General features: G+C 60.8%; 31 protein-coding genes and 2 tRNA genes. 29 read left to right on the top strand and 4 right to left on the bottom strand.

The window, feature by feature from the left end; all coding sequences use genetic code 11:
- Positions 1–4: 4 nt before the first annotated feature.
- The 19 genes from rsmH to ACSHXH_RS08935 all read left to right on the top strand — a co-directional run bounded on the left by rsmH (position 5) and on the right by ACSHXH_RS08935 (position 16,168).
- Entirely contained in the window at positions 5–997 is a 993-nt protein-coding gene (gene rsmH / locus ACSHXH_RS09025) for a 16S rRNA (cytosine(1402)-N(4))-methyltransferase RsmH (RefSeq protein ID WP_435671453.1), read from the top strand.
- A complete protein-coding gene (gene ftsL, locus ACSHXH_RS09020; protein ID WP_435671452.1) occupies positions 997–1,350 on the top strand; it encodes a cell division protein FtsL in 354 nt (117 codons plus the stop codon). The genes rsmH and ftsL overlap by 1 nt, the downstream gene beginning before the upstream one ends.
- Positions 1,347–3,134 carry a peptidoglycan D,D-transpeptidase FtsI family protein gene (locus ACSHXH_RS09015; RefSeq protein ID WP_435671451.1) on the top strand — a complete coding sequence of 596 codons (1,788 nt, stop codon included), beginning with the start codon at positions 1,347–1,349 and terminating at the stop codon, positions 3,132–3,134. Before ftsL ends, ACSHXH_RS09015 begins: the two co-directional genes overlap by 4 nt.
- Positions 3,135–3,176: 42 nt before the next feature.
- Positions 3,177–4,661 (top strand): UDP-N-acetylmuramoyl-L-alanyl-D-glutamate--2,6-diaminopimelate ligase, encoded by a 1,485-nt coding sequence (locus ACSHXH_RS09010; protein WP_435671450.1) that lies wholly within the window; start codon positions 3,177–3,179, stop codon positions 4,659–4,661.
- Entirely contained in the window at positions 4,658–6,100 is a 1,443-nt protein-coding gene (locus ACSHXH_RS09005; protein ID WP_435671449.1) for a UDP-N-acetylmuramoyl-tripeptide--D-alanyl-D-alanine ligase, read from the top strand. The genes ACSHXH_RS09010 and ACSHXH_RS09005 overlap by 4 nt, the downstream gene beginning before the upstream one ends.
- Before the next feature lie 7 nt (positions 6,101–6,107).
- A complete protein-coding gene (gene mraY / locus ACSHXH_RS09000) occupies positions 6,108–7,190 on the top strand; it encodes a phospho-N-acetylmuramoyl-pentapeptide-transferase (RefSeq protein WP_435671448.1) in 1,083 nt (360 codons plus the stop codon).
- Positions 7,191–7,397: 207 nt separating this feature from the next.
- The gene (locus tag ACSHXH_RS08995) at positions 7,398–8,618 is read left to right on the top strand and encodes a Coenzyme F420 hydrogenase/dehydrogenase, beta subunit C-terminal domain (protein ID WP_435671614.1); all 1,221 of its coding nucleotides are present in this window, start codon (positions 7,398–7,400) and stop codon (positions 8,616–8,618) included.
- Between the two features lie 68 nt (positions 8,619–8,686).
- Positions 8,687–9,166 carry a UPF0262 family protein gene (locus ACSHXH_RS08990; protein ID WP_435671447.1) on the top strand — a complete coding sequence of 160 codons (480 nt, stop codon included), beginning with the start codon at positions 8,687–8,689 and terminating at the stop codon, positions 9,164–9,166.
- A 5-nt stretch (positions 9,167–9,171) separates the two neighbouring features.
- Positions 9,172–9,621 (top strand): low molecular weight phosphatase family protein, encoded by a 450-nt coding sequence (locus ACSHXH_RS08985; RefSeq protein ID WP_435671446.1) that lies wholly within the window; start codon positions 9,172–9,174, stop codon positions 9,619–9,621.
- Entirely contained in the window at positions 9,618–10,013 is a 396-nt protein-coding gene (locus ACSHXH_RS08980; RefSeq protein WP_435671445.1) for a ketosteroid isomerase-related protein, read from the top strand. The genes ACSHXH_RS08985 and ACSHXH_RS08980 overlap by 4 nt, the downstream gene beginning before the upstream one ends.
- Positions 10,013–10,603 carry a GNAT family N-acetyltransferase gene (locus ACSHXH_RS08975; protein ID WP_435671444.1) on the top strand — a complete coding sequence of 197 codons (591 nt, stop codon included), beginning with the start codon at positions 10,013–10,015 and terminating at the stop codon, positions 10,601–10,603. The genes ACSHXH_RS08980 and ACSHXH_RS08975 overlap by 1 nt, the downstream gene beginning before the upstream one ends.
- Positions 10,600–11,484: a carbon-nitrogen hydrolase family protein gene (locus ACSHXH_RS08970; RefSeq protein WP_435671443.1), complete on the top strand. Its 885-nt coding sequence runs from the start codon at positions 10,600–10,602 to the stop codon at positions 11,482–11,484. Before ACSHXH_RS08975 ends, ACSHXH_RS08970 begins: the two co-directional genes overlap by 4 nt.
- A gap of 82 nt (positions 11,485–11,566) precedes the next feature.
- A complete protein-coding gene (infA, locus tag ACSHXH_RS08965) occupies positions 11,567–11,785 on the top strand; it encodes a translation initiation factor IF-1 (protein ID WP_005978431.1) in 219 nt (72 codons plus the stop codon).
- A 7-nt stretch (positions 11,786–11,792) separates the two neighbouring features.
- Positions 11,793–12,371, top strand: a complete 579-nt coding sequence (locus ACSHXH_RS08960) for a Maf family protein (RefSeq protein WP_435671442.1) — start codon at positions 11,793–11,795, stop codon at positions 12,369–12,371.
- A complete protein-coding gene (locus tag ACSHXH_RS08955; protein WP_435671441.1) occupies positions 12,368–13,390 on the top strand; it encodes a ribonuclease E/G in 1,023 nt (340 codons plus the stop codon). Before ACSHXH_RS08960 ends, ACSHXH_RS08955 begins: the two co-directional genes overlap by 4 nt.
- Positions 13,387–13,578, top strand: coding sequence for a DNA gyrase inhibitor YacG (locus ACSHXH_RS08950; RefSeq protein WP_435671440.1), 192 nt, complete (start codon positions 13,387–13,389; stop codon positions 13,576–13,578). The genes ACSHXH_RS08955 and ACSHXH_RS08950 overlap by 4 nt, the downstream gene beginning before the upstream one ends.
- A 38-nt stretch (positions 13,579–13,616) precedes the next feature.
- Positions 13,617–14,363: a 5-oxoprolinase subunit B family protein gene (locus ACSHXH_RS08945; RefSeq protein WP_435671439.1), complete on the top strand. Its 747-nt coding sequence runs from the start codon at positions 13,617–13,619 to the stop codon at positions 14,361–14,363.
- Entirely contained in the window at positions 14,360–15,382 is a 1,023-nt protein-coding gene (locus ACSHXH_RS08940; protein WP_435671438.1) for a biotin-dependent carboxyltransferase family protein, read from the top strand. The genes ACSHXH_RS08945 and ACSHXH_RS08940 overlap by 4 nt, the downstream gene beginning before the upstream one ends.
- A gap of 3 nt (positions 15,383–15,385) precedes the next feature.
- The gene (locus tag ACSHXH_RS08935) at positions 15,386–16,168 is read left to right on the top strand and encodes a LamB/YcsF family protein (protein ID WP_435671437.1); all 783 of its coding nucleotides are present in this window, start codon (positions 15,386–15,388) and stop codon (positions 16,166–16,168) included.
- Here the strand turns inward: ACSHXH_RS08935 and ACSHXH_RS08930 are convergent.
- Both ACSHXH_RS08930 and ACSHXH_RS08925 read right to left on the bottom strand, forming a co-directional pair.
- On the bottom strand, positions 16,144–17,409 hold the full coding sequence (locus ACSHXH_RS08930; protein WP_435671436.1) for a glycerate kinase type-2 family protein: 1,266 nt from the start codon (positions 17,407–17,409) through the stop codon (positions 16,144–16,146). The genes ACSHXH_RS08935 and ACSHXH_RS08930 overlap by 25 nt on opposite strands.
- 88 nt (positions 17,410–17,497) lie before the next feature.
- A tRNA-Tyr gene (locus ACSHXH_RS08925) sits at positions 17,498–17,581 on the bottom strand.
- 116 nt (positions 17,582–17,697) lie between these two features.
- On the opposite strand from ACSHXH_RS08925, the gene rlmB reads away from it, so the two are divergent.
- The 7 genes from rlmB to ACSHXH_RS08890 all read left to right on the top strand — a co-directional run bounded on the left by rlmB (position 17,698) and on the right by ACSHXH_RS08890 (position 22,291).
- Positions 17,698–18,477, top strand: a complete 780-nt coding sequence (gene rlmB / locus ACSHXH_RS08920; RefSeq protein WP_435671435.1) for a 23S rRNA (guanosine(2251)-2'-O)-methyltransferase RlmB — start codon at positions 17,698–17,700, stop codon at positions 18,475–18,477.
- A 49-nt stretch (positions 18,478–18,526) separates the two neighbouring features.
- Positions 18,527–18,865, top strand: a complete 339-nt coding sequence (locus ACSHXH_RS08915; protein WP_435671434.1) for a hypothetical protein — start codon at positions 18,527–18,529, stop codon at positions 18,863–18,865.
- Positions 18,866–18,975: 110 nt separating this feature from the next.
- Positions 18,976–20,103 carry a 3,4-dihydroxy-2-butanone-4-phosphate synthase gene (gene ribB / locus ACSHXH_RS08910; RefSeq protein ID WP_435671433.1) on the top strand — a complete coding sequence of 376 codons (1,128 nt, stop codon included), beginning with the start codon at positions 18,976–18,978 and terminating at the stop codon, positions 20,101–20,103.
- The gene (locus tag ACSHXH_RS08905; protein WP_435671432.1) at positions 20,103–20,654 is read left to right on the top strand and encodes a 6,7-dimethyl-8-ribityllumazine synthase; all 552 of its coding nucleotides are present in this window, start codon (positions 20,103–20,105) and stop codon (positions 20,652–20,654) included. The genes ribB and ACSHXH_RS08905 overlap by 1 nt, the downstream gene beginning before the upstream one ends.
- Positions 20,651–21,139, top strand: coding sequence for a transcription antitermination factor NusB (nusB, locus tag ACSHXH_RS08900; protein WP_435671431.1), 489 nt, complete (start codon positions 20,651–20,653; stop codon positions 21,137–21,139). The genes ACSHXH_RS08905 and nusB overlap by 4 nt, the downstream gene beginning before the upstream one ends.
- 71 nt (positions 21,140–21,210) lie before the next feature.
- The gene (locus tag ACSHXH_RS08895) at positions 21,211–21,543 is read left to right on the top strand and encodes a hypothetical protein (RefSeq protein WP_435671430.1); all 333 of its coding nucleotides are present in this window, start codon (positions 21,211–21,213) and stop codon (positions 21,541–21,543) included.
- Positions 21,544–21,808: 265 nt separating this feature from the next.
- Complete coding sequence (locus ACSHXH_RS08890; protein ID WP_435671429.1) at positions 21,809–22,291, top strand: MmcB family DNA repair protein; 483 nt, start codon at positions 21,809–21,811, stop codon at positions 22,289–22,291.
- A gap of 187 nt (positions 22,292–22,478) precedes the next feature.
- Here the strand turns inward: ACSHXH_RS08890 and ACSHXH_RS08885 are convergent, their stop codons facing one another.
- Entirely contained in the window at positions 22,479–22,673 is a 195-nt protein-coding gene (locus ACSHXH_RS08885; RefSeq protein ID WP_435671428.1) for a DUF6324 family protein, read from the bottom strand.
- 605 nt (positions 22,674–23,278) lie between these two features.
- Here ACSHXH_RS08885 and ACSHXH_RS08880 point away from each other — a divergent pair.
- A tRNA-His gene (locus tag ACSHXH_RS08880) sits at positions 23,279–23,355 on the top strand.
- A gap of 3 nt (positions 23,356–23,358) precedes the next feature.
- Here ACSHXH_RS08880 and ACSHXH_RS08875 read toward each other — a convergent pair.
- Positions 23,359–23,664: a DUF6476 family protein gene (locus tag ACSHXH_RS08875; protein ID WP_435671427.1), complete on the bottom strand. Its 306-nt coding sequence runs from the start codon at positions 23,662–23,664 to the stop codon at positions 23,359–23,361.
- Here ACSHXH_RS08875 and ACSHXH_RS08870 point away from each other — a divergent pair.
- Positions 23,663–24,688, top strand: a complete 1,026-nt coding sequence (locus tag ACSHXH_RS08870; RefSeq protein ID WP_435671426.1) for an RluA family pseudouridine synthase — start codon at positions 23,663–23,665, stop codon at positions 24,686–24,688. The genes ACSHXH_RS08875 and ACSHXH_RS08870 overlap by 2 nt on opposite strands.
- A 154-nt stretch (positions 24,689–24,842) precedes the next feature.
- Positions 24,843–25,739 carry an RNA polymerase sigma factor RpoH gene (rpoH, locus tag ACSHXH_RS08865; RefSeq protein WP_435671425.1) on the top strand — a complete coding sequence of 299 codons (897 nt, stop codon included), beginning with the start codon at positions 24,843–24,845 and terminating at the stop codon, positions 25,737–25,739.
- The last annotated feature ends 74 nt before the right edge of the window (positions 25,740–25,813 follow it).

Raw genomic sequence — 25,813 nt, 5'->3', positions numbered from 1 at the left:
GGACATGTCCGCTGCTGCTGCCTCATCCTCTGACGATCCGCACATTCCTGTCCTTCTTGCCCCGCTCTTGCGGGCGGTGGCGCCGGTTGGGGGCGTGTGGGTTGATGGCACTTTTGGCGCGGGCGGCTATGCGCGCGGGCTGATCGAGGCGGGCGCCGAAACGGTGATCGGGATTGACCGCGATCCGCTGGCGCATCAGATGGCCGCGAAGTGGGTGGCAGGCTTTGATGGTCGCATCGTGCTGCATCAGGCCAATTTCGCAGAGATGGATCAGATTGCGTCTGATGTGGACGGTGTGGTCCTTGATCTGGGTGTGTCGTCGATGCAGCTTGATCTGGCCGAGCGCGGGTTTTCGTTCATGCGCGACGGACCGCTGGACATGCGGATGGGGCAGGACGGGCCGTCTGCGGCGGATATCGTCAACACGGCGGACGAGTTCGACATCGCCGACATTCTGTATACTTACGGTGAAGAGCGCGCCTCGCGGCGGATAGCCAAGGCGATTGTCGCAGCGCGCAAGGTGGCCCTGATCACCCGGACGCTGGAGCTGGCAAAGCTGGTGGAAACCTGCCTGCCGCGCCCCAAGCCGAACCAGTCGCATCCGGCCACACGCAGTTTTCAGGCGTTGCGGATTGCGGTGAACGATGAATACGGCGCGTTGATGCAGGGTCTTATGGCTGCGGAACGCGCGCTCAAGCCGGGTGGATTGCTGGCGGTGGTCAGCTTTCATTCGGTCGAGGACCGGATGGTCAAGCGGTTCATGCAGGCGCGTGCCGGACAATCGGGCCGCGCGAACCGCTATGCGCCCGAGCTTGAGGCCGAAACACCGGCGTTTGAGATTGTGACCCGCAAGGCGGTGGGGCCGGATGATGACGAACTGGCCGTCAACCCACGATCCCGGTCGGCCAAGCTGCGCGTTGCGCGGCGCACCGATGCGCCTGCGGGCGAGATCGATGCAGGGCAGATTGCCTTGCCGCAATTGAAGGATGATCGGTGATGCGTTCCCTGCTTTATGTCCTGACGTTTCTAACCGTCATCGGCGCAGCGTTCTGGGCATATCACGAGAATTACAAAACGCAGGCCGCTTTGGGGGACGCGCAATCTGTGCGCGCCGAGATTGCCGAGGCGCGGGCGCGGTTGGCGGTCCTGAAGGCGGAATGGGCGTTTCTGAACCGGCCTGACAGGTTGCGCGATCTGGCGGAGGTCAATTTTGAACGTTTGGGGCTGATGCCGCTTGACCCCGAACAGTTCGGGCGGGTCGATCAGATTGCTTATCCGCAACCTCCCGAATTGCCGATCACAGAGCCAATCGAGATTTCCAGTGCCGGTGCAGAGGAGCAAGAGCCATGATACGCACGCCGCTGCGCCCGTTGGCGCGTGTCTTGGATGCCCGCCGCAAGGGGGAAAATCCCGACGCGATCGAGCGCGAGAACCTGCGTATTCGCCATGAGCAGACGCGCGACAAAGCACGGTCGCGCGCCGAGGGGCGGCTTTTGGTCATGGCGGTGATGTTCTTTTGCGCCTTTGGCGTGGTGGGCGCACGCATGGGCACGCTGGCCGCATCCGAGCCGGAAGAGCCACGCGCGCAGTCAACCGGCGCATCGATCATTGCCAGCCGCGCCGATATCGTCGACCGTCACGGGCGTATTCTTGCGACCAACATGGAGACCTTTTCGCTTTACGCGCATCCGCAGCAGATGATTGATCCGACCCGCACGGCACAAGAATTGGTCAAGATATTTCCAGAGCTTACCGAAGAACGTTTGCTCAAAGATTTCACTGGCAAGCGTAAGTTCATGTGGGTGCGCAAGAAATTGAGCCCAGAGCAGAAGCAAAAGGTCCATGACATCGGTGAGCCGGGCCTGCTTTTTGGTCCGCGTGAAATGCGGCTTTACCCCAACGGGGCCTTGGCGTCGCATGTGCTCGGGGGGGCCAGCTTTGGCCGCGAAGGAGTGCATTCTGCCGAGGTGATCGGGACGGCCGGGATTGAGAAATACTTCGATGCTGCCTTGCGCGATCCTGCCCGCGACGGGGCACCGTTCGAATTGGCGCTGGATCTGACCATTCAGGCAGCGTCAGAGCGCGTGCTTTTGGGTGGCATGAACCTGATGAACGCCAAGGGGGCCGCCAGCGTTTTGATGGATGTGCACACCGGCGAGGTCATCTCGATCGTGTCGCTGCCGGATTTCGATCCCAATGATCGCCCGCGTCCTTTGACCGAAGGCGAGGCGGCGGACAGCCCGCTGTTCAACCGCGCGGTTCAGGGGGTGTATGAGCTTGGATCGACGTTCAAGGTTTTCACCTCGGCCCAAGCGCTTGAACTGGGGATGGTCACCCCTGAGACGATTATCGACACGTCCGGCCCAATGAGGGTTGGCGGCTTCCGCATTGGTGAGTTTGGCAACAAGAATTACGGGCCTTTGTCGGTGTCGGACATCATTGTTCATAGCTCGAACCGCGGTACGGGCCGGTTGGCGCTGGCGATTGGTGCGACCCGGCAGCAAGAGTTCCTCAAGAGCCTTGGGTTTTTCGACTCAACCCCGCTTGAGATCGTCGAGGCCGAAGGTGGCAAGCCGTTGCTGCCCAAACGCTGGACCGAATTGTCGAGCGTGACGATCTCCTACGGGCACGGTCTGTCCACAAGCCCGCTGCACCTGGCGGCGGGGTATGCGGCGCTGGCCAATGGTGGGTTCAAGGTAGAGCCGACGCTGTTGAAACAGGACGGGCCGCGGCTTGGTGCGCGTGTGATGTCGGAACAGACCGCACGGCAATCTCTTGATATGTTGCGCAAAGTTGTGACCGAAGGCACTGCGAGCTTTGGCGAGGTGCCGGGCTATTTCGTCGGCGGCAAGACCGGCACCGCAGACAAGCCAAAGGCGCGCGGTGGCGGGTATTACGAGGACAAGGTCATCAACACGTTTGCGTCGGTGTTTCCGATCAACGACCCAAAATATGTGCTGATCGTCACGCTGGATGAACCTGTCGAGACCAGTGGCACCAAGCCGCGCCGCACCGCGGGCTGGACCGCTGTTCCGGTGGCGGCTGAAATGATCCGCCGGGTTGCGCCGCTTCTGGGCTTGCGCCCCGAGGTCGAAACGCGGCATTTGGGTGGGATCATCAACGCCTCGAACTGAGGGCCTGCGCCCTGAGCGAGAACGAAATACAGGGGGTGCGTCATGGGGGCAGTCGGCAAAAGCCTGACCGATCTGGGTCTGACGGCACGTGGCGGTGCGGATGCGATTGTCACCGGGCTTGCCGTGGACAGCCGCGACGTCAAAGAGGGCTATCTTTTTGCAGCTTTGCCCGGCACGCGGGTGCATGGTGGCGAATTTATCCAATATGCCTTGCGCATGGGGGCTGCGGCCATCCTGACGGATATGGACGGCGCTGAGATTGCCAAAGACGCGCTGGCCGCGTCCAACGCCGCTGTCGTCATTGCTGCTGATCCGCGTCAGACTTTGGCGTTCACATCGGCGCTTTGGTTCGAAAAGCAACCCGATACAGTTGTGGCCGTGACCGGCACCAATGGCAAAACCAGCGTTGCGAGCTTTGTGCGGCGCATCTGGCAATTGCTGGGCCATCCGGCGATCAATCTGGGCACCACCGGGGTTGAGGGCGATTGGCAGTTGCCGCTTGCCCATACCACGCCAGAGCCGATCACCCTGCATCGTGCGCTTGCCGGTGCAGTCGACGCAGGGATTGACCATGCCGCGATGGAGGCATCGTCGCACGGGCTGTCGCAGCGGCGTCTGGACGGGGTGAACCTGCGCGCGGCGGGCTTTACCAACTTCACGCAGGACCATCTGGATTACCATGAAAGCTTTGAGGCGTATTTTGACGCCAAAGCGGCGTTGTTTGCGCGCGTGCTGCCGGAAGACGCGATCGCGGTGATCAACATTGATGACGCGCGTGGGATCGACATGCTGTCCATTGCGCGGGCGCGCGGGCAAGAGATCATGACTGTCGGCAAAGGCGACGGGGCGGATATGGCGCTTTTGGCGCAGCGTTTCGATGCCACGGGGCAGGATGTGCGGATCAAGTTCGGCGGTGAGACGTTCCAGACCCGCCTGAACCTTGTTGGTGGGTTTCAGGCCGAAAACGTGATGGTGGCGGCCGGGCTTGTGATTGCCAGCGGGGCCGCGCCCGACCGGGTGTTCGCGGTGCTGCCCGAGCTTGAGACAGTGCGGGGCCGGATGCAACTGGCGGCCACGCGCGACAATGGTGCAGCGGTCTATGTGGATTACGCCCATACGCCCGATGCGGTGGCGACCGTCTGTCAGGCGATCCGTCCGCATGTGATGGGGCGGCTTGTGGCGATCATCGGGGCTGGCGGCGACCGTGACCCCGGCAAGCGGCCCTTGATGGGGGCGGCGGCGGCAGAATTTGCCGATCTGGTTATTGTCACCGATGACAACCCGCGCAGCGAAGATCCCGCCCTGATCAGGGCCGCCGTTCTGGAGGGCGCACCCGAGGCGACAGATGTGGGTGACCGCGCCGAGGCGATCCTGCGCGGCGTGGATGCAGTGGGGCCTGGTGACGCGCTTCTTATCTGCGGCAAGGGGCACGAGACCGGGCAGATCGTTGGTGACGCGGTTTATCCGTTTGACGATGTTGAGCAGGCCAGCGTTGCGGTGGCGGCTTTGGACGGGAAACTGGCATGACCCTTTGGACAAGCGCAGAGGCGGCAGCGGCCACGGGGGGGCGCGTGACCGGAGAATGGGTGGCGAACGGTGTGTCGATTGACACCCGCACGTTGCAACCCGGCGATTTGTTTGTCGCGCTCAAGGCGGCGCGGGACGGTCATGATTTCGTGACTCAGGCCCTGGAACAGGGGGCGGCGGCGGCTTTGGTCAGTCATGTGCCCGAAGGTGTCGGGCCAGATGCGCCGCTTTTGATCGTGGAGGATGTGCAAACCGGGCTGGAGGCCTTGGGCCGGGCGTCGCGGGCGCGCACAGCGGCCAAGGTTGTGGGCGTCACCGGGTCGGTTGGCAAAACCTCGACCAAGGAAATGCTACGGACGGTTCTGGGCGCCCATGGCCGGGTACATGCCGCAGAGGCCAGCTATAACAACCATTGGGGCGTGCCATTGACGCTCGCGCGGATGCCAGCGCAGACGGATTTCGCGGTCATCGAGATTGGCATGAACCATCCCGGTGAAATCGCCCCGCTCAGCCGTCTTGCCCATCCGCATGTGGCATTGGTGACCATCGTCGCCCCGGCGCATCTTGAGGCGTTCGAGAGCATCGACGGGATCGCGCATGAAAAGGCGTCGATCTTTGACGGGCTGGAACCGGGAGGCGTGGCGATCTGGAACGGGGATCTGCCCACCAGCGGTATCTTGCAGGCGCGGGCGGAAGAGATGGCCGGGGTGAGCGTGTCTTTTGGCGAAACCGCAGGCCGCGACATGCGCGTCACCTCGGTGCGCGAAAGCGGCGGGCACAGCGTGGCAGAAGCCGAGATCGCGGGTGGTACGCTGCTCTACAAGATCGATGCGCCGGGACGGCATTTCGTTATCAACGGTGCTGCTGTTCTGGCGGTGTGCGAGGTGCTGGAACTGGACCGGGCACTGTCCCTGGCGGCGATGGGCCGGTGGCATCCGGGGGCCGGGCGCGGCGCGCATGTGTCCATTCCGCTGGACGAGGCTGATCCCAGCGTGACACTGGCGCTGTTTGACGATGCGTATAACGCGAACCCTGCGTCTGTTGCGGCATCCCTGGCGGTTCTGGCCGCCGCGCCGGTGCAGAACGATGTGGGTCGGGTCAGCCGGGGGCGGCGGATTGCCGTGCTGGGCGACATGAAAGAATTGGGGCCAACGGGGCCAGAGCTGCACGCCGCTTTGGCCGATCTGGACGCGACCAAGACGCTCGACAAGGTGCATTGTGTGGGTCCATTGATGCGCCATCTGTTCGAAGCACTGCCCGACGCGCAGCGTGGCATGTGGTTTGACACCGCAGACGACATGGCCGCGCGATTGCCGCGCCAGTTGGATGCCGGCGACGTGGTGATGGTCAAGGGATCGCTGTCGATGCGGCTGGCCCGCGTGGTTGACGCCATTCGCAATATGAGCCAAGGCGACGCGCGCGACGACGCGGAAGGATAAAGATTTTATGTTGTATTGGTTGACCGCGCTGTCGGATGGGGGCGATTTCTTTAACCTCTTTCGGTATATCACCTTTCGCGCGGGTGGCGCGTTCCTGACCGCGCTGTTGTTCGGATTTTTCTTTGGGCGACCGCTGATCAACGTGCTGCGCAAGCGTCAGGGCAAGGGCCAGCCGATCCGTGCAGACGGGCCAGAGGGGCATTTTGCCAAGGCTGGAACGCCAACCATGGGCGGATTGTTGATTGTCGGTGCGCTGCTGACCTCGACGCTGCTTTGGGCGCGGCTGGACAATCCGTTCATCTGGATGGTGCTGTTTGTCACCATGAGCTTTGCGCTGATCGGATTTGCCGATGATTACGCCAAGGTGAAAAAGCAAAACACCGCAGGTGTGTCTGGCAAGATACGGTTGTTGCTGGGTTTTTTGATTGCCGCAATTGCCGGGTACTGGGCTGCGCAATATCATCCCGAAGACCTGACCAACCAATTGGCGTTCCCGGTGTTCAAGGACACGCTGTTGAATCTTGGCTATCTGTTTGTGCCCTTTGCGGTGATTGTCATCGTCGGTGCAGCCAACGCGGTGAACCTGACAGACGGGCTTGACGGTTTGGCGATCATGCCGGTGATGATCGCTGCGGGCACGTTGGGCGTGATTGCCTATGCTGTAGGGCGTGTCGATTTTACCGACTATCTGGACGTGCATTACGTGCCGGGAACGGGTGAGATCCTGATCTTTACCGCGGGTATCTTCGGCGGCGGTCTGGGCTTTCTGTGGTACAATGCGCCGCCCGCTGCGGTGTTCATGGGGGACACCGGATCGCTGGCTTTGGGGGGCGCGTTGGGCGCGATTGCCGTGGCCACCAAGCACGAGATTGTGCTGGCGATTGTTGGCGGTCTGTTCGTGATCGAGGCGTTGTCGGTGATCATTCAGGTGCTGTATTTCAAGCGTACGGGCAAGCGGGTCTTTCTGATGGCACCGATCCATCACCATTATGAGAAAAAGGGCTGGGCCGAGCCACAGATCGTGATCCGGTTCTGGATCATTTCGTTGATCCTTGCGCTGATCGGGTTGGCGACGTTGAAGGTGCGCTGAGGCGCGCAACCTGCAATCCCGCTTGCGGTTTTTAGAATGAATGAGCGCACTTGACGTGCGCGCTCGGTAACTCGTCCTGACGCCTTTGCCCGGTGCTGTGCTTTTGCGATCTGTGGCTTTCGCGGAATGGGAAAAAGAAGACATGTGGACTCGCTCTTTCGAAATGTGTCAACTAAACCTGACAGATTGCAGAAAGTGGAGTCGGACATGGAGGGTGGTCGCATTGGCCTGACGGTGCCAGAGATCGGCGGCGCGCCGCGTACGGGGCTTTGTACCGATTGCGGTGTGTCGCGTATGGGCGATGGCCGCGCCTGTGGACGGGCTTGTCAGTTCATTCAGCCGGATTACGACAGCCTTGAGACCTCGGTGCATGGCCGCGTTGCCGGGGACGGGGATGAAGCGTTTTTCGGGGTGACCCATGCGATGTACCGCGCGCGGCTGGACCCTCCGGCAGAGGGGGCGCAATGGACCGGGCTGACCACTGGATTGGCAGCAGAGCTGTTGCGCGCAGGTGCCGTTGATGCGGTGCTGGCGACCGCGCCGGACCCGCAGGATCGCTGGAAGCCACTGCCGGTGATCGTGACCGAGGCGGACCAGATGGCGCAGTGCCGTGGCATGCGCATGGGGTTTGGGCCTTTGCTGGCGTTGCTGGAACCCGCGCGGGACGCCGGGCATCGGCGTATCGCGGTTGTGGGCATTCCGTGTCAGGTCTATGCGCTGCGCGCGCTGGAGGCAGAGCTGGGATTTGACGAGATCACGGTGATCGGCACGCCCTGTTCAGACAACACCACAACCGAGAATTTTCACGGGTTTCTGGCTCTGCTGGACGAAAAGCCCGAGACGGTGTCCTATCTGGAGTTCCGCGCCGACTACCGGGTTGAACTGCGGTTCGATGATGGGCGCAAGCCGCGTTTTGTGCCGTTTCTCAAGCTGCCGATTTCCGATCTGCCGGCGGATTTCTTTCCGATGACTTGCAAGACCTGTGTGGATTACACCAACCGGCTGGCGGATATCACCGTTGGCTATATGGGCGGCGATGGCGATCAGTGGGTGATCGTGCGCAACGCGCGCGGCGCGGCGGTGCTGGACCGGTTGGGCGACCGGGTGGTGACCTCGGCTTTGACCGACAAGGGCAAGCGCTCGGCAGCTGTAAAGGGGTTCATGGCCAACACCGAACGCGCGGCGGGAGGATTGCCGCTGCGGCGGATGCCCGATTGGGTGCGCCCGATTGTTGCGTGGTTGCAGCCGCGCACCGGCCCTCGGGGGTTGGAGTTTGCCCGCACGCGTGTCGAGATGAAGGCGATCGAGACTATTTTGCACCTGCGCCGCGCCTATCCTGCGCGGATCAAGAACATGGTGCCGCGTCACGTCTGGCGGGTGGCCGAAAAATATGGTCTGATTCCCGACACGGACGAAACGCGCAGCTAGGCCAAAGGTCAGATTGCGTGACATCTGAACGCGCGCTAGGGAGGGGCGCTGACCAAGGAAGACCGACGATGACTCGTATTGCCCATATCGAACTGGATGACGGCAACCTGCCGCCTCCGACGCCCGAGATCGAACAGGAACGCCGCGTGGCGATGTTTGATCTGATGGAGCACAACACGTTTGAGCTTCCTGATCGGGATGGAAAACCCGTGCCGCAAGGGCCGTATCATGTGGGCCTGTCGATCAAGGACAAGCGGCTGGTTTTCGATGTCACGACAGAAAGTCATGAAAAGGCGGCGGAATTTCATCTGTCGCTGACCCCGTTCCGGCAGGTGGTCAAAGATTACTTCCAAATCTGCAAATCCTATTTCGACGCGGTCAAAACCCTGCCGCCCAGCCAGATCGAGACCATCGACATGGCCCGGCGCGGCATCCACAACGAGGGTGCGCGCATTCTGCAAGAGCGGCTTGAGGGCAAGGTGACGGTGGACGATGACACTGCGCGGCGTCTGTTCACGCTGGTCTGTGTCCTGCATTTCGGGGGCTGACCGTTTTGGGGGGGCTGCCGCAGTCGATCTTGTTTTGCTGCGATCACAATGCGGTTCGGTCGCCGATGGCCGAAGGGATCATGAAAAAGCTCTATGGGTTTGAAACCTATGTGCAATCCGTTGGCGTGATGAATGATCTGGAGATCGACGGCTTTGCGATTGCCGTGTGCAACGAGATCGGCGTTGAGATGAGCCGTCACCGGTCGCGCAGTTTCGATGAATTGGACGATACCGGTGAGGCGTTGTCGGGATTTGATCTGGTGGTGGCGCTGTCGCCCGCATCGCAGCGGCGCGCGCTGGATCTGACACGGTTTTATCATCTGACGGTCGAATACTGGCCGATCATGGACCCAACCGGCATTGGTGAAACGCGGGAACAAAAGTTAAATTCCTACCGTCAGACGCGCGATCAGCTTGTGGATCACTTGAAACGGAAATGGGGGGCGTCGTCATGAGCCGTGACATCATCACACAGTATTTCGAGGCGTTTAATGCCAAGGATGTGCCGGGGATGCTTGAGTGTCTGTCCGAGGACGTGGCCCATCATGTGAACGAGGGCAATGTGCGGATCGGGCGCGAGGCGTTTGCCGCGTTTTGCGAGCATATGTCGCGCTGCTATGACGAGACATTGACCGAGTTGGTGGTGTTTGCCGCCGAAGACGGCGCGCGCGGGGCGGCGGAATACATGGTCAACGGGACGTATTTGGCCACGGATGAAGGCTTGCCCGAAGCGCATAGGCAGGGATACCGGTTGCCTGCCGGGTCGTTCTTTTCCCTGTCCGGTGGCAAGATCAGCCGCGTGGTGACCTATTACAACCTCAGTGATTGGATTCGACAGGTTTCGTGATGCAGGTTGAGGCGCTGACAGGGGCGGCGCTTGAGGCTGCTTTGGAGGATGTTGCCCGGCTGCGGATCGCGGTGTTTCGGGATTGGCCGTATCTTTACAGCGGCGATGCCGCCTATGAGTCGCGATATTTGCGATCCTATCGGGACAATCCGCGCGCGCTTTTGGTGGTCGCGCGCGATGCGGGGCGGATCGTGGGGGTGGCGACGGGTATGCCACTTGAGGATCATGATGATGCGTCGCAGGTGACCGGGCCGGTGCCGCCTGTAGATCAGGTGTTTTATTGTGCTGAGTCGGTGGTGTTGCCAGAGTATCGTGGACGCGGGATGGGCCATGCGTTTTTTGACCAGCGCGAGGCGTTTGCGCGCAAGGCTGGTTTCGCCTTCAGCATGTTTTGCGGGGTGATGCGCCCGGCTGATCACCCTTTGCGGCCTGCGTCCTACCGGCCCTTGGATGGGTTCTGGCGCAAGCGGGGCTATGCGCCGATTGAGGGCGCTGTCGCGTGGTTTTCGTGGAAAGACGTGGGCGCGGAGGCGCAGACGAAAAAGCCGCTACAGGTCTGGGCACGGTCATTGACTGGGGATGAGACATGAAAGTTGCAACAGCTGCCTATCCGATGGATTTTCTTGTGTCTTGGCGCGCTTATGAGGACAAGTTGACGTCTTGGGTGAGTAAGGCTGTGGGCGCGGGTGCGGACCTTTTGGTGTTTCCCGAATATGGCGCGATGGAGTTGGCAACGCTGGCGGGGCGTGACGTGGCGCGTGATCTTGAGGCGTCTTTGCGCGCGGTGTCGAACCGGACGCCCGAGGCGGATGCGTTGCATGCCACGCTTGCGCAGCGCTTCGGGGTGCACATCCTTGCGGCGTCAGCCCCCGTGTTTGATCCCGCGATTGGCGACCGTCCCGTGAACAGGGCGCGATTCTTTGCGCCGGATGGCAGTATGGGTCATCAGGACAAGCAGATCATGACCCGGTTTGAGCGTGAGGACTGGGGTGTTGTTGGCGGCGGGCCATTGCATGTGTTTGATACCGCGTTGGGCAAGATCGGGATTCTGATCTGCTACGACAGTGAGTTTCCGTTGCTTGCCCGCGCGATGGCTGAGGCGGATGTGATCCTTGTGCCGTCGTGTACCGAGGCGCTGACCGGCTATTCGCGGGTGCGGATCGGGGCAATGGCACGCGCGCTTGAGAATCAGTGCGTTACGGTGATGTCTTCAACCGTTGGATCGTGCGATTGGTCCGAGGCTGTGGATGAAAACACCGGCATGGGTGGGGTGTTTGGGCCACCTGATACGGGCTTTCCTGCGACTGGCGTGATCGCCGAAGGTACGTTAAATCAGCCCGGCTGGACCTATGCTGAGATCGATCTGGACAGGGTCGCGCATGTGCGCGCGGATGGTGTCGTGCTCAACCGGCGTCACTGGGAAGATCAGACAGGACGCGACGTGATTGCCGCAACGCGGAAACTCGACTGAATAGGCCTTGATAAATTGGGCGTTTGCCCCCATTTAGTAGCGCGCCTTGCAGTCAGACAGGGCGGTTAACTTAGGAGAAACCATGGCCAAGGAAGATACGCTCGAATTTCCCGGTGTCGTTAAGGAACTCCTGCCTAACGCGACGTTTCGGGTCGAGCTTGAGAACGGCCATGAGATCATCGCGCACACGGCAGGCAAAATGCGCAAGAACCGCATCCGCGTTCTTGCAGGCGACAAGGTGCAAGTCGAAATGACGCCTTACGATCTGACCAAGGGTCGGATCAACTACCGGTTCAAGTAAGCGCTTTATGCGCTTGATTTTGGGGTCCGGCAGCCCGCGCAGGCGGGAGCTTTTGGCGCAGATCGGGGTAGAGGCGGATGACATCCGCCCTCCCGATATTGACGAAGATCCCCGCACCGGAGAATTGCCGCGCCCCTATTGCGTGCGTCTTGCGCGTGAAAAGGCACTGGCGATTGAGGCGTCAGACAACGAGATCGTTCTGTCCGCAGACACCACTGTTGCGCTCGGTCGGCGTATTCTGGGCAAACCCGCCGATGCGGCCGAGGCGGCGCAGTTTCTGTTTGCGCTTTCGGGACGCAGGCACCGGGTGGTGACGGCTGTCGCCGTGCGGCGCGGCGACCAGATTTGGGAACGCGACGTGGTCACACAGGTCAAGATGAAGCGTCTGAGCGATGCCGAGGTGAACGCCTATCTCGCCAGTGAAGACTGGCGCGGCAAGGCTGGGGGCTATGCCATTCAAGGCCCCGCAGGGGCATTTATTCCATGGATCAGCGGCAGTTTCAGTGCGGTTGTGGGTCTGCCTTTGGCCGAAACCGCGTCGCTTTTGGTGGCGGCGGGCTATCCGCTTTATGAGGTGTCGGCATGAAGGGTCGTTTGATTGCGCTGGACCACATCAATGGTCGTGAGGCGGCGGCGCTGATGGTGGACGGGCTGGTCGAGGATCTGTTTCTCGACACCGACCAGCCTGCGCCGGGCACGATTTACCGCGCCATTGTTGAACGCCCGATGAAGGGGCAAGGTGGGATGTTCCTGCGCACCCCGGACGGATCGGCTTTTGTCCGCCAAGTCAAAGGCTTGTCGCCCGGTCAGGTGATGTTGGTGCAGGTCACCGGCTACGCGGAACCGGGCAAGGCGATTCCCGTCACGCACAAGGTGCTTTTCAAAAGCCGCTATGCGATCGTCACGCCGGATGCGCCGGGCATCAACGTGTCGCGCCGGATCAAGGACGAGGACGCGCGCGAACGCCTGCTGGAGATTGCGCATGACATTATGGATGCTGGCACATTCGGCCTGATCCTGCGGTCGTCCTGCGAAGGGGCCGATGCGGGCGAGATTGCGGATGATATTGCTGCCATGGCCGATTTGGCCGCCAAGGTGATGGAGGATGCCACGGGTGACGCGGAAACGCTGACGCTTGGCGATGCGCCGCATCTTCTGGCGTGGCGTGAATGGACGGACGATGCCGAGATCGACAGCACCGATGGCAGCTTTGAGCGGCACGGGCTGTTGGACGCGCTGGATGGGTTGCAGGCCCGCGATGTGTCCTTGGGGGGGCAGGCGTCGATGGCGATTGAACCCACGCGCGCGCTTGTCGCGGTGGATGTGAACACCGGCGGCGATACCAGCCCGGCTGCGGGGCTCAAGGCCAATCTGGCTGCGGTCAAAGACTTGCCGCGCCAATTGCGGTTGCGCGGTTTGGGCGGGCAGATTGTCATTGATCCGGCGCCCTCGGCCAAGAAGGACCGCCGCCAGATCGAAAGCGCATTGCGCGGGGCGTTGAAGCGCGACAGCGTCGAGACGGTTTTCGTCGGCTGGACACCGCTGGGGCATATCGAGTTGCAGCGCAAACGCGACCGCCTGTCTTTGCGCGAGGTGCTCGTATGAGCTGTCCCATCTGTGGCAAGGAGACCCGCCCCGAGGCGCGTCCGTTCTGTTCCAAACGTTGTGCCGATGTGGACTTGGCGCGATGGCTGAACGGACAATATGCTGTGCCGTCCAATGATCCCGAAGATATCGAAGCGGCGATTGATGCCGTCGAACAGGCCGCAGCGGCAACGGACAAACTGCACTAGCGGCTTGTCATGACCGGTCGTCGTGGTACGGCTTGGGCATGGATGGCGGCATTACCCAAACCTTTGATCCTGTGATCCGACCAGCGGGACTGGATGGTGTGCTGGTGACGTTTGGCGACGCGCTGACCGAACCCGCGAATCGTGCCGCCTTGGCGTTTGCGGCTGCGGTGGCGCGGGCGGGCATCGACGGGATTGAAGACTGTGCGCCGTCGCTTGTGTCGGCGTTTGTGCGGTTTGATCCGTTGCATCTTGGGCTGGACGCGGTGACGGCGCGGCTGCGGGCATTGCTGGTTGAACAGGATTGGTACGCGGCCCCCTTGCCACAGGGCCGGAGGTTTATCCGGGTGCCGACGGTTTATGGCACTGAACTGGCCCCGCAATTGGAAGAGGCGGCACAGGTGGCAGGGATGTCGCCCGCAGAGGCGGTGGCGTCCTTGTCCGAGGCCCGCGTGAGGGTGCAGACCATCGGGTTTGCCCCCGGTCAGCCCTACCTGGGGCTTTTGTCTGATGCGTGGGATATTCCACGTCAGACGGTTTTGACCAAATCGGTGCCGGAGGGTGCGCTGGTGGTGGCGATCCGGCAGTTCGTGCTGTTTTCGGTGACGAATCCAACGGGGTGGCGGCATGTCGGGCAAACTGCGCTCAAGCTGTTTCGCCCCGAAACTGCGGCACCGTTTTTCCTGCGTCCTGGCGATGAGGTTCAGTTTGTGTCCGTGTCCCCGGAGGTGATTGCGCGGTATACGGATGATCCGGATGGCGGGGCCGAGATCGAGGCGATCCGGTGAGCCGCGCGCTGAAGTTGCACCGCATTGCCCCCGGTGCCACGGTGCAGGACAGGGGCCGCAATGCATTTCGGGCCTTTGGCTTGTCGCGCGGCGGTGCGGCTGACGGACTGGCCTTGGCCGAAGGGGCGACGCTGCTTGGGCAATCGCCCGACTGTGCGGCGCTGGAAATGCCCGGCTCCGGTGGTGTGTTCGAAGCGACGGGCGGGATGCGCATCGCCCTGACAGGTGCGCCGATGCGCGCTACTCTGGACGGGGTGCCGTTGGTCTGGAACGCGTCGTATGCGGTGCCGGCCGGTGCGCGGCTTGAGATCGGTGGGGCCACTGCTGGCAGCTATGGCTATCTGCATGTGGGGGGCGGGTTTGACACGCCGGTCCTGCTTGGTTCGCGCTCGGCGCATCTTGCGGCGGGGATTGGTGCGGCTCTGTGCGCGGGCGACGTTCTGCCTGTCGCATCGGATGCCCGCTCCGAGGTCGGCAGGGTTTTGCCGCAGGATACTCGGTTTGAAGGTGGGGTGCTGCGCCTTGTTCACAGCTTTCAAAGCGACCTGTTCGATATCGCCACGCAAGCGCGGTTTTGCGAGACGACATTTACCCGTGATGCGCGGGCCAACCGGATGGGGATGCGGTTGAATTCAAAAGGGGCAGGATTTTCTGCCAGCGCGGGGCTGAACATCGTGTCGGAATCGGTTCTGACGGGGGATATTCAGATCGCTGGCGACGGCACGCCATATCTGTTGCTGTGTGAAAGCCAGACCACGGGGGGCTATCCCCGGATTGGCACGGTGATTCCCGCCGATCTTGCGCGGGCGGTGCAAACGCCTGCGGGCGGCACGCTGCGGTTTCGCTTCGTATCGCGCGAGGAGGCGTTGCAGGCGCAGGCGCGGATGCATGACGATCTGCGCCGCCTGCCGAGGCTTTGTACGCCGCTGGTGCGCGATCCGTCGCAGATCCGCGATCTGCTGAGCTATCAACTTATCAGTGGGGCCACAGCCGGTGACGCCCCAATACCGGAGGACTGACCCATGTTTGTCGATCTGAATGCCGATATGGGCGAAAGCTTTGGTCCCTGGCCGATGGGGTCAGATGCGGAATTGTTGCAGATCATCACCTCGGCCAATGTGGCCTGCGGGTTTCACGCGGGCGATTGGGATGTGATGTCGGACACCATGTCTTTGGCGGTGGCGCAGGGCGTCGGGATCGGGGCGCATCCGGGGTTTCCCGATTTGCAGGGCTTTGGACGGCGGCGGATGCAGCTGAGCCACGACAGTCTGCGAAACCTGGTGCGATATCAACTGGGTGCCGCGCAAGCGATGGCGCGATCGGTGGGGGGCACGGTGCGCCATCTCAAGCTGCATGGCGCGTTGGCAAACATGGCATCTGAGGATGTGGCAATGGCACATGCGTGCTATGAAGGCGCGCTCTCGGTTGATCCTGACATCATCATCATGGTGCTGGCCGCAACACAGCAACAGCACGCGGTCGAGGCGTTGGGTTGCCGCTGGGCTGGGGAAATCTTTGCAGATCGGGCCTATAACGACGATGCCACGCTGGTCGACCGAAGCCTGCCGGGCGCGGTGATCCACGATGCCGAAGTGGCAGGGCAACGGATGGTCGAGATGGTCAAAGCGGGTGCGATCATCACTGAAAGCGGCGCGCATATCCCGGCGGCGGTGGACACGATCTGCCTGCATGGGGACGGGGCCACAGCGGTCCAGATTGCGCGTCAGGTGCGCGCGGCCTTGGCCGAAGCGGGCGTATCATTGCAGCGTTTCTCGGGGCGTCAGGGCGCGATCAGCAAGACCTGAACATCCGCCACATTGGTGCCGGTGGCACGGGTCATCAAAAGGTCTCCGCCAGCGGCAAGGGCGGCGTAGCTGTCATTGTTTGCCAGCAGCACATCCGCATCCTGGCCAGCCGCCGTGATCCGGGGCAGGGTGCCCGCGTCCACAAGCCCGCCTGCGGCGTCGGTGGGACCGTCACGGCCATCGGTGCCGCCGGACAGAAAGACCCATTTGGCCCTGAGGTCAGACGCCCCCATGGCGACGCGCAGGGCCAGTTCCTGATTGCGCCCGCCTTTGCCCGTACCGCGCAGTTTGACCGTGGTTTCGCCGCCGAACAGCAGCGCCGTTGGCTTGGGTCGGGTGGTCAGTTCGTGAAGGACGTGTTGGGCGGCATCCGCAACATCGCCGGTCAGCGCGTCACTGACGATATGCGGCGTCAGACCGATGGTGCGGGCCTCTTGGGCCATTGCCTCAAGTGACAGGCGGTTTGACCCGACAAGCGTGTTTGTGGCCATTGGCACAGGGCCGATTGTGCGGTTTTTGTTGCTTTCCAGATGGTTGCGGATCGATGTTGGTATGGCATCCCAGATGTTTGCCGCCTTCAGAGTGGCAATTGCGTCGGCGGCTGTGCCAATCGGGCCGACCGTCGGGCCGGAGGCGATGGCGCGCAGGTCGTCGCCGATCACGTCGGACAAAAGATAGGCGTAGACCGACGCGGGTGCTGCCAGACGCAGAAAACCACCGCCTTTGAGCAAGCTGACCTGTTGCCGGACAAGATTCATTTGCACGATGTCGAGCCCGGCTGACAACAGCAGGTCGTTCAGCCGCGCCTTGTCTGTCAGGCTGACACCCTGAGGTGGGGCCGGGAGCAGGGCCGATCCTCCGCCCGAGATGAGCGCGATGATGCGGTCTTTCTCTGTGGCCTCGGACAACAGGGTCATGACGCGTTGTGCGGCGCGTGCGCCTGCCTCGTCGGGGACGGGATGTCCGGCGCGCAGCACCTCGGACCCGGTCAGGGGTGTTTCGTTTTCGTGATGTGTGATTGCCAGCGCGATGTCCGCGTCGGGTATCGCAACCAGAGCTTCGCCCAGCATCGCAGGGGCCGCTTTGCCGATGGCAATGAGGAATGTGCGCCCGCCCGCTTGCGGCATTGGCAAGGGAGACAGGGCAAATCCCCGTCGCACCGCATGGGCGGGATCTGCTGCTGTGACGGCTGCGTCAAACAGCGCGCGTGCCTTGGTACGAAGGTCTTCGATCTGCGTCATCTGTGGATAAGGGCGGCAATCAACATAAAAGTCAAATGCTTGCGCGCACCTCTTGATGCATCGCGTTAGTTTGCCTGGGGTAGGAAAGTGGTGGGCGACCCTGGAATCGAACCAGGCGTGCGTCTCCGCGAGGGAGTTACAGTCCCCTGCCACACCTTGCGGCCTGTCGCCCACTTGGCCAAGGCTGCGCTTGGCGTGAGCGGGTGATTACAATTGCCCCCTTGCGGCGTCAACAGGAAAATCCCATCAAGCAGGTGCGTTTTCCACAAGACAATCAAGGAGGCTGTGATGGTCAAAAAACCGAAATGGGTGGTGGCCAAAGAGCAGTCCAAGAAGGCCGCTTCGGCAGAGACCGTGTGGCTGTTCGGATTGCATGCTGTGCGCGATGCGCTGGTTAATCCGAACCGCGAACGGCTGCGTTTGATGGTGACCCGCAACGCCATGGACAAGCTGGCGGATGCCATTGAAGTGGCTGGAATCGAAGCAGAAATGAGCGATCCGCGTCGTTTTGATGCGCCGATTGATCCGCAATCCGTGCACCAGGGTGCAGCTTTGGAAGTAAAGCCGCTGAACTGGGGGCGACTTGAGGATGTGGCGCTTGGTCCGGGGGACGGCCCTCCGCGTGTTGTATTGCTCGACCGGGTGACCGATCCGCACAATGTGGGGGCGATTCTACGCTCTGCCGAGGTGTTCGGCGCGTCGGCTGTTATAGGTACTTTGCATCATTCGGCACCGGAAACAGGGGCGTTGGCGAAAACCGCGTCTGGTGCGTTGGAACGGCAGCCTTACCTGCGGGAACGCAATCTCGCAGATGCGATGGAGCGTTTGCGGTCAATGGGTTACGTGATTTTTGGTCTGGATGGTGAGGCAGAGCAAACAATTGATGAGGCCATTGCGCCGGTGCGTGACCGACCGATTGCGTTGGTGCTTGGGGCCGAAGGGCCGGGGCTGCGGCCAAAGACCAAGGACACCTGTGATGCGTTGGTGAAAATCCCCTTTGCGCAGGGGTTTGGGTCTTTGAACGTATCGAATGCGGCGGCTGTGGCACTTTACGCCGCACGGCCCTGAGCTTGCGGATCGTGGGGGTAATGCCAATATCCCTGCGATAGGAGATGCCATGCCCCACGGAACCAAGATTGCGACTTGCTGCTACTGCGGAACGCGCGCTGCCCTTGTTTTGACAGGGGATATTCGTCACGAACTGAGCTGTTCTGCCTGTGGTGCGCCCTTGCATGACATGAAGATGCTGCGCGCGGATGTGGTGGATCGGCCCGCGTCACAGGGGCGGGCCACGCCGCACAGGCCAAAGCCCAAACAGAAAAAGGGGGCTGTGACCCCGTTGCCTGTGTGGGAACGCGAGGTGGGGTCGTCTGGGAAGAAGAAGAAAAAGCGCAAGACGCTGGCCAAGCGGTTCTTTGAAGAAGCGTTTGATGTTTTGGAAGACATTTTCGACTGATTTCTACGAATGGGGCGCACGGGGTGTATCGATGCGCGCGTACAGGACGTCGCACTGGTCAATTCCACCGGTCTGATTTAAGTGCGCAAGGGCAATGACGGAGGCCTCGCGTGACCACATTTGAAAATCCCGGACCGGTCGAAGAAAACTGGAAAGACGCCATTTCTTCGGTCGAGGAAATCATCGAAGACGCGCGCAACGGCAAGATGTTCATTCTTGTCGATCACGAAGACCGCGAGAACGAGGGCGATCTGGTGATTCCCGCGCAATGGGCGACGCCGGATGTCATTAACTTTATGGCGATGCACGGGCGCGGTTTGATCTGTCTGGCGATGACGCCGAAACGGATCGAGGAACTGGGCCTTGAGCTTATGTCGACGAACAATTCGTCGCGCCACGAGACCGCCTTTACCATTTCCATCGAGGCGCGCGAAGGTGTGACTACGGGTATTTCGGCGGCAGACCGGGCGCGGACCGTGTCGGTTGCCATCGACGGCACCAAAGGCGCGCAGGACATTGCAACGCCGGGTCATGTCTTTCCGTTGCGGGCGAAAGATGGTGGGGTGCTGGTGCGCGCGGGTCATACCGAGGCGGCTGTGGATGTGAGCCGTCTTGCCGGGTTGAACCCATCGGGGGTGATCTGCGAGATTATGAACGAGGACGGCACGATGTCGCGCCTGCCCGAGTTGGTGGCCTTTGCACAGCGGCACAACCTCAAGATCGGGACGATCAGTGATCTGATTGCGTATCGCCGCCGCAACGACAACCTTGTGCGGGTACGGACCGAAGAAATGATCCAGTCCGAATTCGGTGGCGATTGGCTGATGAGGATCTACACCGACGAGACCCATGGCGACGAACATATCGTGCTGACCAAGGGCGATTTGTCGGGCGATGCGCCGGTCTTGGTGCGGATGCACGCGCTCGATCCGATGCTGGATGTGGTTGGCACCGGCCCGCGCGGGCGGGCGGATGAATTTCAACATGCAATGCGTGCAGTGGCCGAAGAGGGGCGCGGCGTTGTGGTTCTGTTGCGCGATACGTCGATGAAGCTGGATGTGGGTGACGAGGTGTCGCCCAAGACGCTGCGGCAATACGGGCTGGGGGCGCAGATTTTGTCGTCACTTGGGTTGTCAAAGCTGCGCTTGCTGACCAATTCGCCGACCCCCAAAGTGGTGGGCCTTGAGGCCTACGGTCTGGAGATCGTGGGAACGCAAAAAATTTCGGAGTTGGGATGATGGCCGCATCGGTTTCGCATTACACGCTGGAGCGGCCAAGTTTTGAGCGTCCCGTTAAGGTTTTGATCGTGGTTGCGCCTTACTACAAGGACATCGCGGATCAGCTGATCGCAGGTGCGCGTGCCGAGATTGAAGCGTGTGGCGGCACACATGATTTGGTTGAGGTTCCAGGCGCGCTTGAAGTGCCGACCGCGATTGGCATTGCTGAACGGATGTCGAATTTCGACGGCTATGTCGCGCTTGGCTGTATCATTCGGGGAGAGACCACGCATTACGACACGGTGTGCAATGACAGCTCTCGGGGCCTGACCCTGCTGGGGCTTCAGGGCTTGTGCATCGGCAATGGTATCCTGACGGTCGAAAACACGGCGCAGGCTGAAACGCGTGCGCAGGCCGATGGGCAAAACAAGGGGGGCGGTGCGGCCGCTGCTGCCTTGCACCTGATCGCGCTCAGCCGTAAATGGGGGGCTTCGCGCAAGGGTGTGGGGTTTGTCCCGCGCTCGGACGAGTACCAGATCGCTGGTGACACCAAGGACCCGAACATCGCATGAGCCACGCTGCCAAGCCGCCCCGTAAGGTGGACGAGAAACGCCAGAAACGGTCTGCATCGCGGCTTTATGCCGTGCAGGCGCTGTTCCAGACCGAACAATCAGGGCAATCTGTGGACCGTGTCGCGGTGGAATTCCTCGATCATCGGTTTGGTCTTGCGCAGATTGATGGCATTGCCATGGTCGATGGTGATGTGGACCTGTTTCGCCGCATTTGCGACGAGGCGGTGAACTGGCAAGCCAAAATTGACCAGATGACGGATCGCGGGCTTGTGGCCAAATGGCCCATCGCGCGGATTGATCCGACGCTGCGGGCTTTGTTCCGGGCGGCGGGGGCGGAGTTGGTGGCTACGGAAACGCCGCCCAAGGTGGTCATTAACGAATATGTTGATGTGGCGCGTGCGTTCTTTCCCGATGGGAAAGAGGCGCAGTTTGTCAACGCGGTGCTGGACCACATGGCGCGCGAGGCGCGGCCCGAGGCGTTCTAGAACTGGGGCAGTGTGCCCTTTGCTTTTTGCATCGGGTAAGCTATCTAAAGTTTCGGAAAGCGAGGGACACCATGCCCGATCTGATCACGATGTATATTCGTCAAACCGCTATCGGGTTCGCCCTGTCGGCGGTCTTTGTCACGCTTCTTTTGTATTTCAACGTGGTGAACCTGTGGCATCTGGTGACGCATACCGATGTTGGGTTGCTTGCGGTGTTTTTGCTGTGGCTGTTCAACGGGATCGTGTTTGCAGGTGTTCAGTTCGGTATCTCGATCATGTTGATGAAATATGACGACGAAGATGACGATGACGACGATCATCGCGGCCGCCCGATTGACCTTACGCCGATCCGGGTCGAAGCGACCGCCCCGCGCGTGCAAGTGCGCAATTTTTCAAGAAAATAAGCGGCGGGAACCACGCCAACCGTGCGGTTCTCTCATTCCCGAGGACCTGTATGTACAGGTGGGCGTCAGGTAACCGGACCAGGGCCCGGACAGAGCCAACTCCCTCGGAATTGCTTAAGGCCACCGGAATGCAACCAATCACGAGAAGGGCAGAACCCGCCTGCCACTGAGGTAGGCGCGTGTGCGCGATCTGACAAGAGGTGATTTAAGGTCAGGCCCTGTGGCGGCTTGATTTTTGTTCACACTTTGTTCATGTGTGTTCGGTATGACCCACGTATTCAATCCAAGCACTGGCCAGCAGGCCGATAACCAGCCGGGGCAACTCCTGGCGCGCGGGGTGTGCCGCCACCTTGCCAGCCACGGGTTTTCTGTGATCGAGGAATTCGTGCCGGATCGTGGCCTTCGGGTCGATGTGATGGCGCTTGGACCGAAGGGAGAGATCTGGATTGTCGAATGCAAATCATCGCGGGCGGATTTCCAGTCCGATCAGAAATGGGAAGGCTACCTCGATTGGTGCGACCGGTATTTCTGGGCGGTGGATCTGGCGTTCCCGTCCGAGCTTTTGCCGATTGAGACGGGATTGATCATTGCCGATGGCTATGATGCGGAAATCGTGCGGATGTCACCAGAGGCAAAGCTGGCCGCGCCGCGGCGGAGCAAGCTGATCCGCACCTTCGCGTTCCATGCCGCGCGACGGTTGCAGGCGTTGCGTGATCCAGAGGCGGCGTTGTCATCATGGGGCGGTTAGGCGTGTTGCGCGGGCCCTGCGAGATGCCGCCGTGTTGCGCGGATTGATACATGAATTCGTGAGCTGAACACGCCGCGTGTGAGAAAAGGTCTGCAACTCAGGCACGGGACGGGCATTGTGCCCACCAGCCTTTGGATAACCTTATCGTTGCTTGGTGGACAAAAAATTGCCCACCTTTCGCAACTCGTCACCGAGTTGGTTTGACTTTGCGGGCAGCGGTGGCGGCAAGTTTGATTTCTTCAGCGATTTCGTCCGCTTCTTCGGGTGAGAAATCCATGGGGATTTCAAGACCGTCAGCCAAGATAAACAGGCGCACCATACCCAGATCTGTGGGGCCGATTTGCAGGTTGGCTTCGATATCGCGTTCTGTGTTGATGCCCATGGCAGATCTCCGGCGGGTTACGTCAGGTCTGTCGCCTTAGCGCTGGGAAGTGTGTTTTGCAAGATAGAGCAGGAGCCGTCCTGGGTGATGTCGTTCTTCTGATGGGGTATGTGCCGGAAACTCTGATCTGCTTGTCGATTTGCATGGCCGCCACGCTTTTGAGGCAGACAGGGGCGTTGCCAGTTTCGTGTCGGTCGCAGTTTTGATGTTGTGCGTTATCGTTGTGTCATTTGACCCGGAATTGGAACGCAGGTGAGTGGCTGAACGCGTTGGCATGTGCTTGGGCAGTGTCTTCTGTCTGTTGCAGGGCGCCAGGACGGCCAAGCTGCGGTGGTTTCCGAGGTGCGGGATCTGCTTTGGCAAACGGCTCTTGTCGACCTACACGAGAGTCTCACAAGATTGGGGCTATCCTCGTATGCAACTTTTGAACCAAGAAGACCGCGAAGTGGCTCGCGCGCTCTGCCGCAAACACGGCTGGAGGTGCCTATCGTCCAAACCAGTGCACCGCTTTGATGTTGATCTGCTTGAATGGGCGCAGGAAGTCACATTCTTGGGTCAGATGGGTCTTGCATTGGCGGAACCGTCCCGTTATTCCGCCCCTCAGTGCCGGCATAGCTCAGTAGGTTAGAGCGCTTGATTGTGGATCAAGAGGTCCCCCGTTCGAGCCGGGGTGCTGGTACCATTCCTACTCTGCGGTGATCGTAATGGTTTGAAGCAGGCGACCTGTGTCGCGGGCGAAGATCAGGATTTGATCGCTGTCGGTGACAACCGCATACCAGTTGCGGGCCTGCGTGAACGCCGTTGCTGTACTGCCATCGGGCAGGGTGATCGTGTCAGGCAAGGGGGCGGCGGTTTGATTGTAACGGATGACAAGCAGCGCCGTGATGAGTATGACCCCGCCGATCATAGTTGCGGTCAGAACCGTTATCAGCCGACGCAGGAAACGCAGGTTCGCTGGTTCGGGGAGCTGATCTTCGGGGGCGTTGTCCATGTCTGAGTCCATCATTACCGTCATCATTGGCGCTTCACCGCCCAACCGACTTGATAAGGCTTTGGCACGCGACGTGCCAGAGGAAGCGGCGCTGTCGCGGACGCGGTTGGCGCGGTTGATCGAAGCGGGTGCGGTGCGCCGCGAGGGAGAGGTTTTGACCAATCCCAAGGCCAATGTGGCGGAAGGCGACGTGATCGCAGTCATGGTGCCTGGCGTAACCGAAAGCCACATAGAGGCAGAAGACCTGCCCTTGGACGTGCGGTTCGAGGATGACGACCTTATCGTGGTGATGAAACCAGTGGGCATGGTGGTGCATCCAGCCCCCGGTACGCCGTCGGGCACGTTGGTGAACGCGCTGTTGCATCATTTTGGCGGGCGGTTGTCGGGTGTGGGCGGCGTGGGCCGTCCAGGCATTGTGCACCGCATCGACAAGGACACGAGCGGGCTTTTGGTCGTTGCCAAATCGGACCGCGCGCATCACGGGCTTGCGGATCAATTTGCGGCGCATAGTGTCGAACGTCTGTACCAGGCGGTGGTGCACGGGCATCCCGATCCGGGCGATCCGCGCTTGCGCGGCGTGCGGGGTGTGTCGATTGAACCGGGTTCTGTGATCAAGATCACAAGCGATCTGGCGCGGCACAAGACCGATCGGCAGCGGCAGGCGGTGTTCTTTGGCCACGGTAAACACGCCATAACGCGGGCGCGGGTGCTGGAGGTGTTCGGCACGCCGGCTCAGGTGTCGCTGGTCGAGTGCCGTTTGGAGACTGGGCGCACGCATCAGATCAGGGTGCATATGTCCCATGCGGGGCATGGGTTGATCGGTGATCCTGTGTATGGTGGGCGACGCAAAGTGGCCAAGGGTGCGGTGTCCGACGCGGCGATGGCGCTATTGGCGGCGTTTGACCGGCAGGCCTTGCACGCTGCCGTTTTGGGGTTTGAACACCCTGTGAGCGGCGAAACCCTTCGGTTTGAGGCTGCTTTGCCGCAAGACATGGATGATTTGATCACGCAATTGCGCGGCTGAAACAATGGTCCCATGTGCGTGAGCGCACTGACATAGCCATTACAACCGGATCGGTGTGCGTTAAATTCAACGTAGCAGACAGAACACCACTTGAAATTTTGGGGTTGCTTCCCAAATTGTATGTTAAGCCCGTAAACATTGGAGGGACAAGGGTATGGCCAATTATGCGAATCTCCCGGCCCCGTCACCGGAAGCTGGACTGAGCCGGTACTTGCAGGAAATCCGCAAGTTCCCGCTTTTGGAGCCGGAAGAAGAATACATGCTCGCCAAGCGTTGGGTGGAGCAGGAAGACACACAAGCCGCGCACCGGATGGTGACAAGCCACCTGCGCCTCGCCGCGAAGATAGCCATGGGCTATCGTGGCTATGGGTTGCCGCAGGCCGAGGTGATTTCCGAGGCGAATGTCGGTCTGATGCAGGCAGTCAAACGCTTTGATCCCGAAAAAGGATTTCGCTTGGCGACCTATGCGATGTGGTGGATTCGCGCCTCGATCCAGGAATATATCCTGCGGTCCTGGTCGCTGGTGAAACTGGGCACAACGAGCGCGCAGAAGAAGCTGTTTTTCAACCTTCGCAAGGCCAAATCGCGGATTGGCGCGCTCGAGGACGGCGATTTGCGTCCCGAGCACGTGGCCAAGATCGCGCATGATCTGGGTGTAAACGAAGATGAAGTGATCTCGATGAACCGGCGTCTGTCGGGAGGCGATGCGTCGTTGAACGCGACTGTCGGCTCTGATGGCGAAGGGACGATGCAGTGGCAGGACTGGCTTGAGGACGAAAGCGCGGATCAGGCCACGGATTATGAAGAGAAAGACGAGCTTGATGCGCGGCGCGCGATGCTGGTGCAGGCGATGGATGTTCTCAATGATCGGGAAAAGGATATCCTGACACAACGGCGTCTGGCGGAAAAGCCGGTCACGCTTGAGGACCTTTCGGGCCAGTATGACGTGAGCCGTGAAAGGATTCGCCAAATCGAAGTGCGGGCTTTCGAGAAGCTGCAAAAGCGCATGCGCGATCTTGCGAAAGAACAGGGGCTGCTGGCCACAGTCTAAGCAACCTCTAGCTCCGATATTTGAAAACGCCGGGCCTGTGCCCGGCGTTTTTTCGTGTTACGCCAAGGCATATC

Origin of the sequence: Marivita sp. (assembly GCF_051251565.1) — a bacterium.
In the GTDB taxonomy this organism is placed as follows: Bacteria; Pseudomonadota; Alphaproteobacteria; order Rhodobacterales; family Rhodobacteraceae; genus Marivita.
Note: the sequence above shows the minus strand (reverse complement) of the source record. Positions and strands in the feature narration are given on the sequence as shown.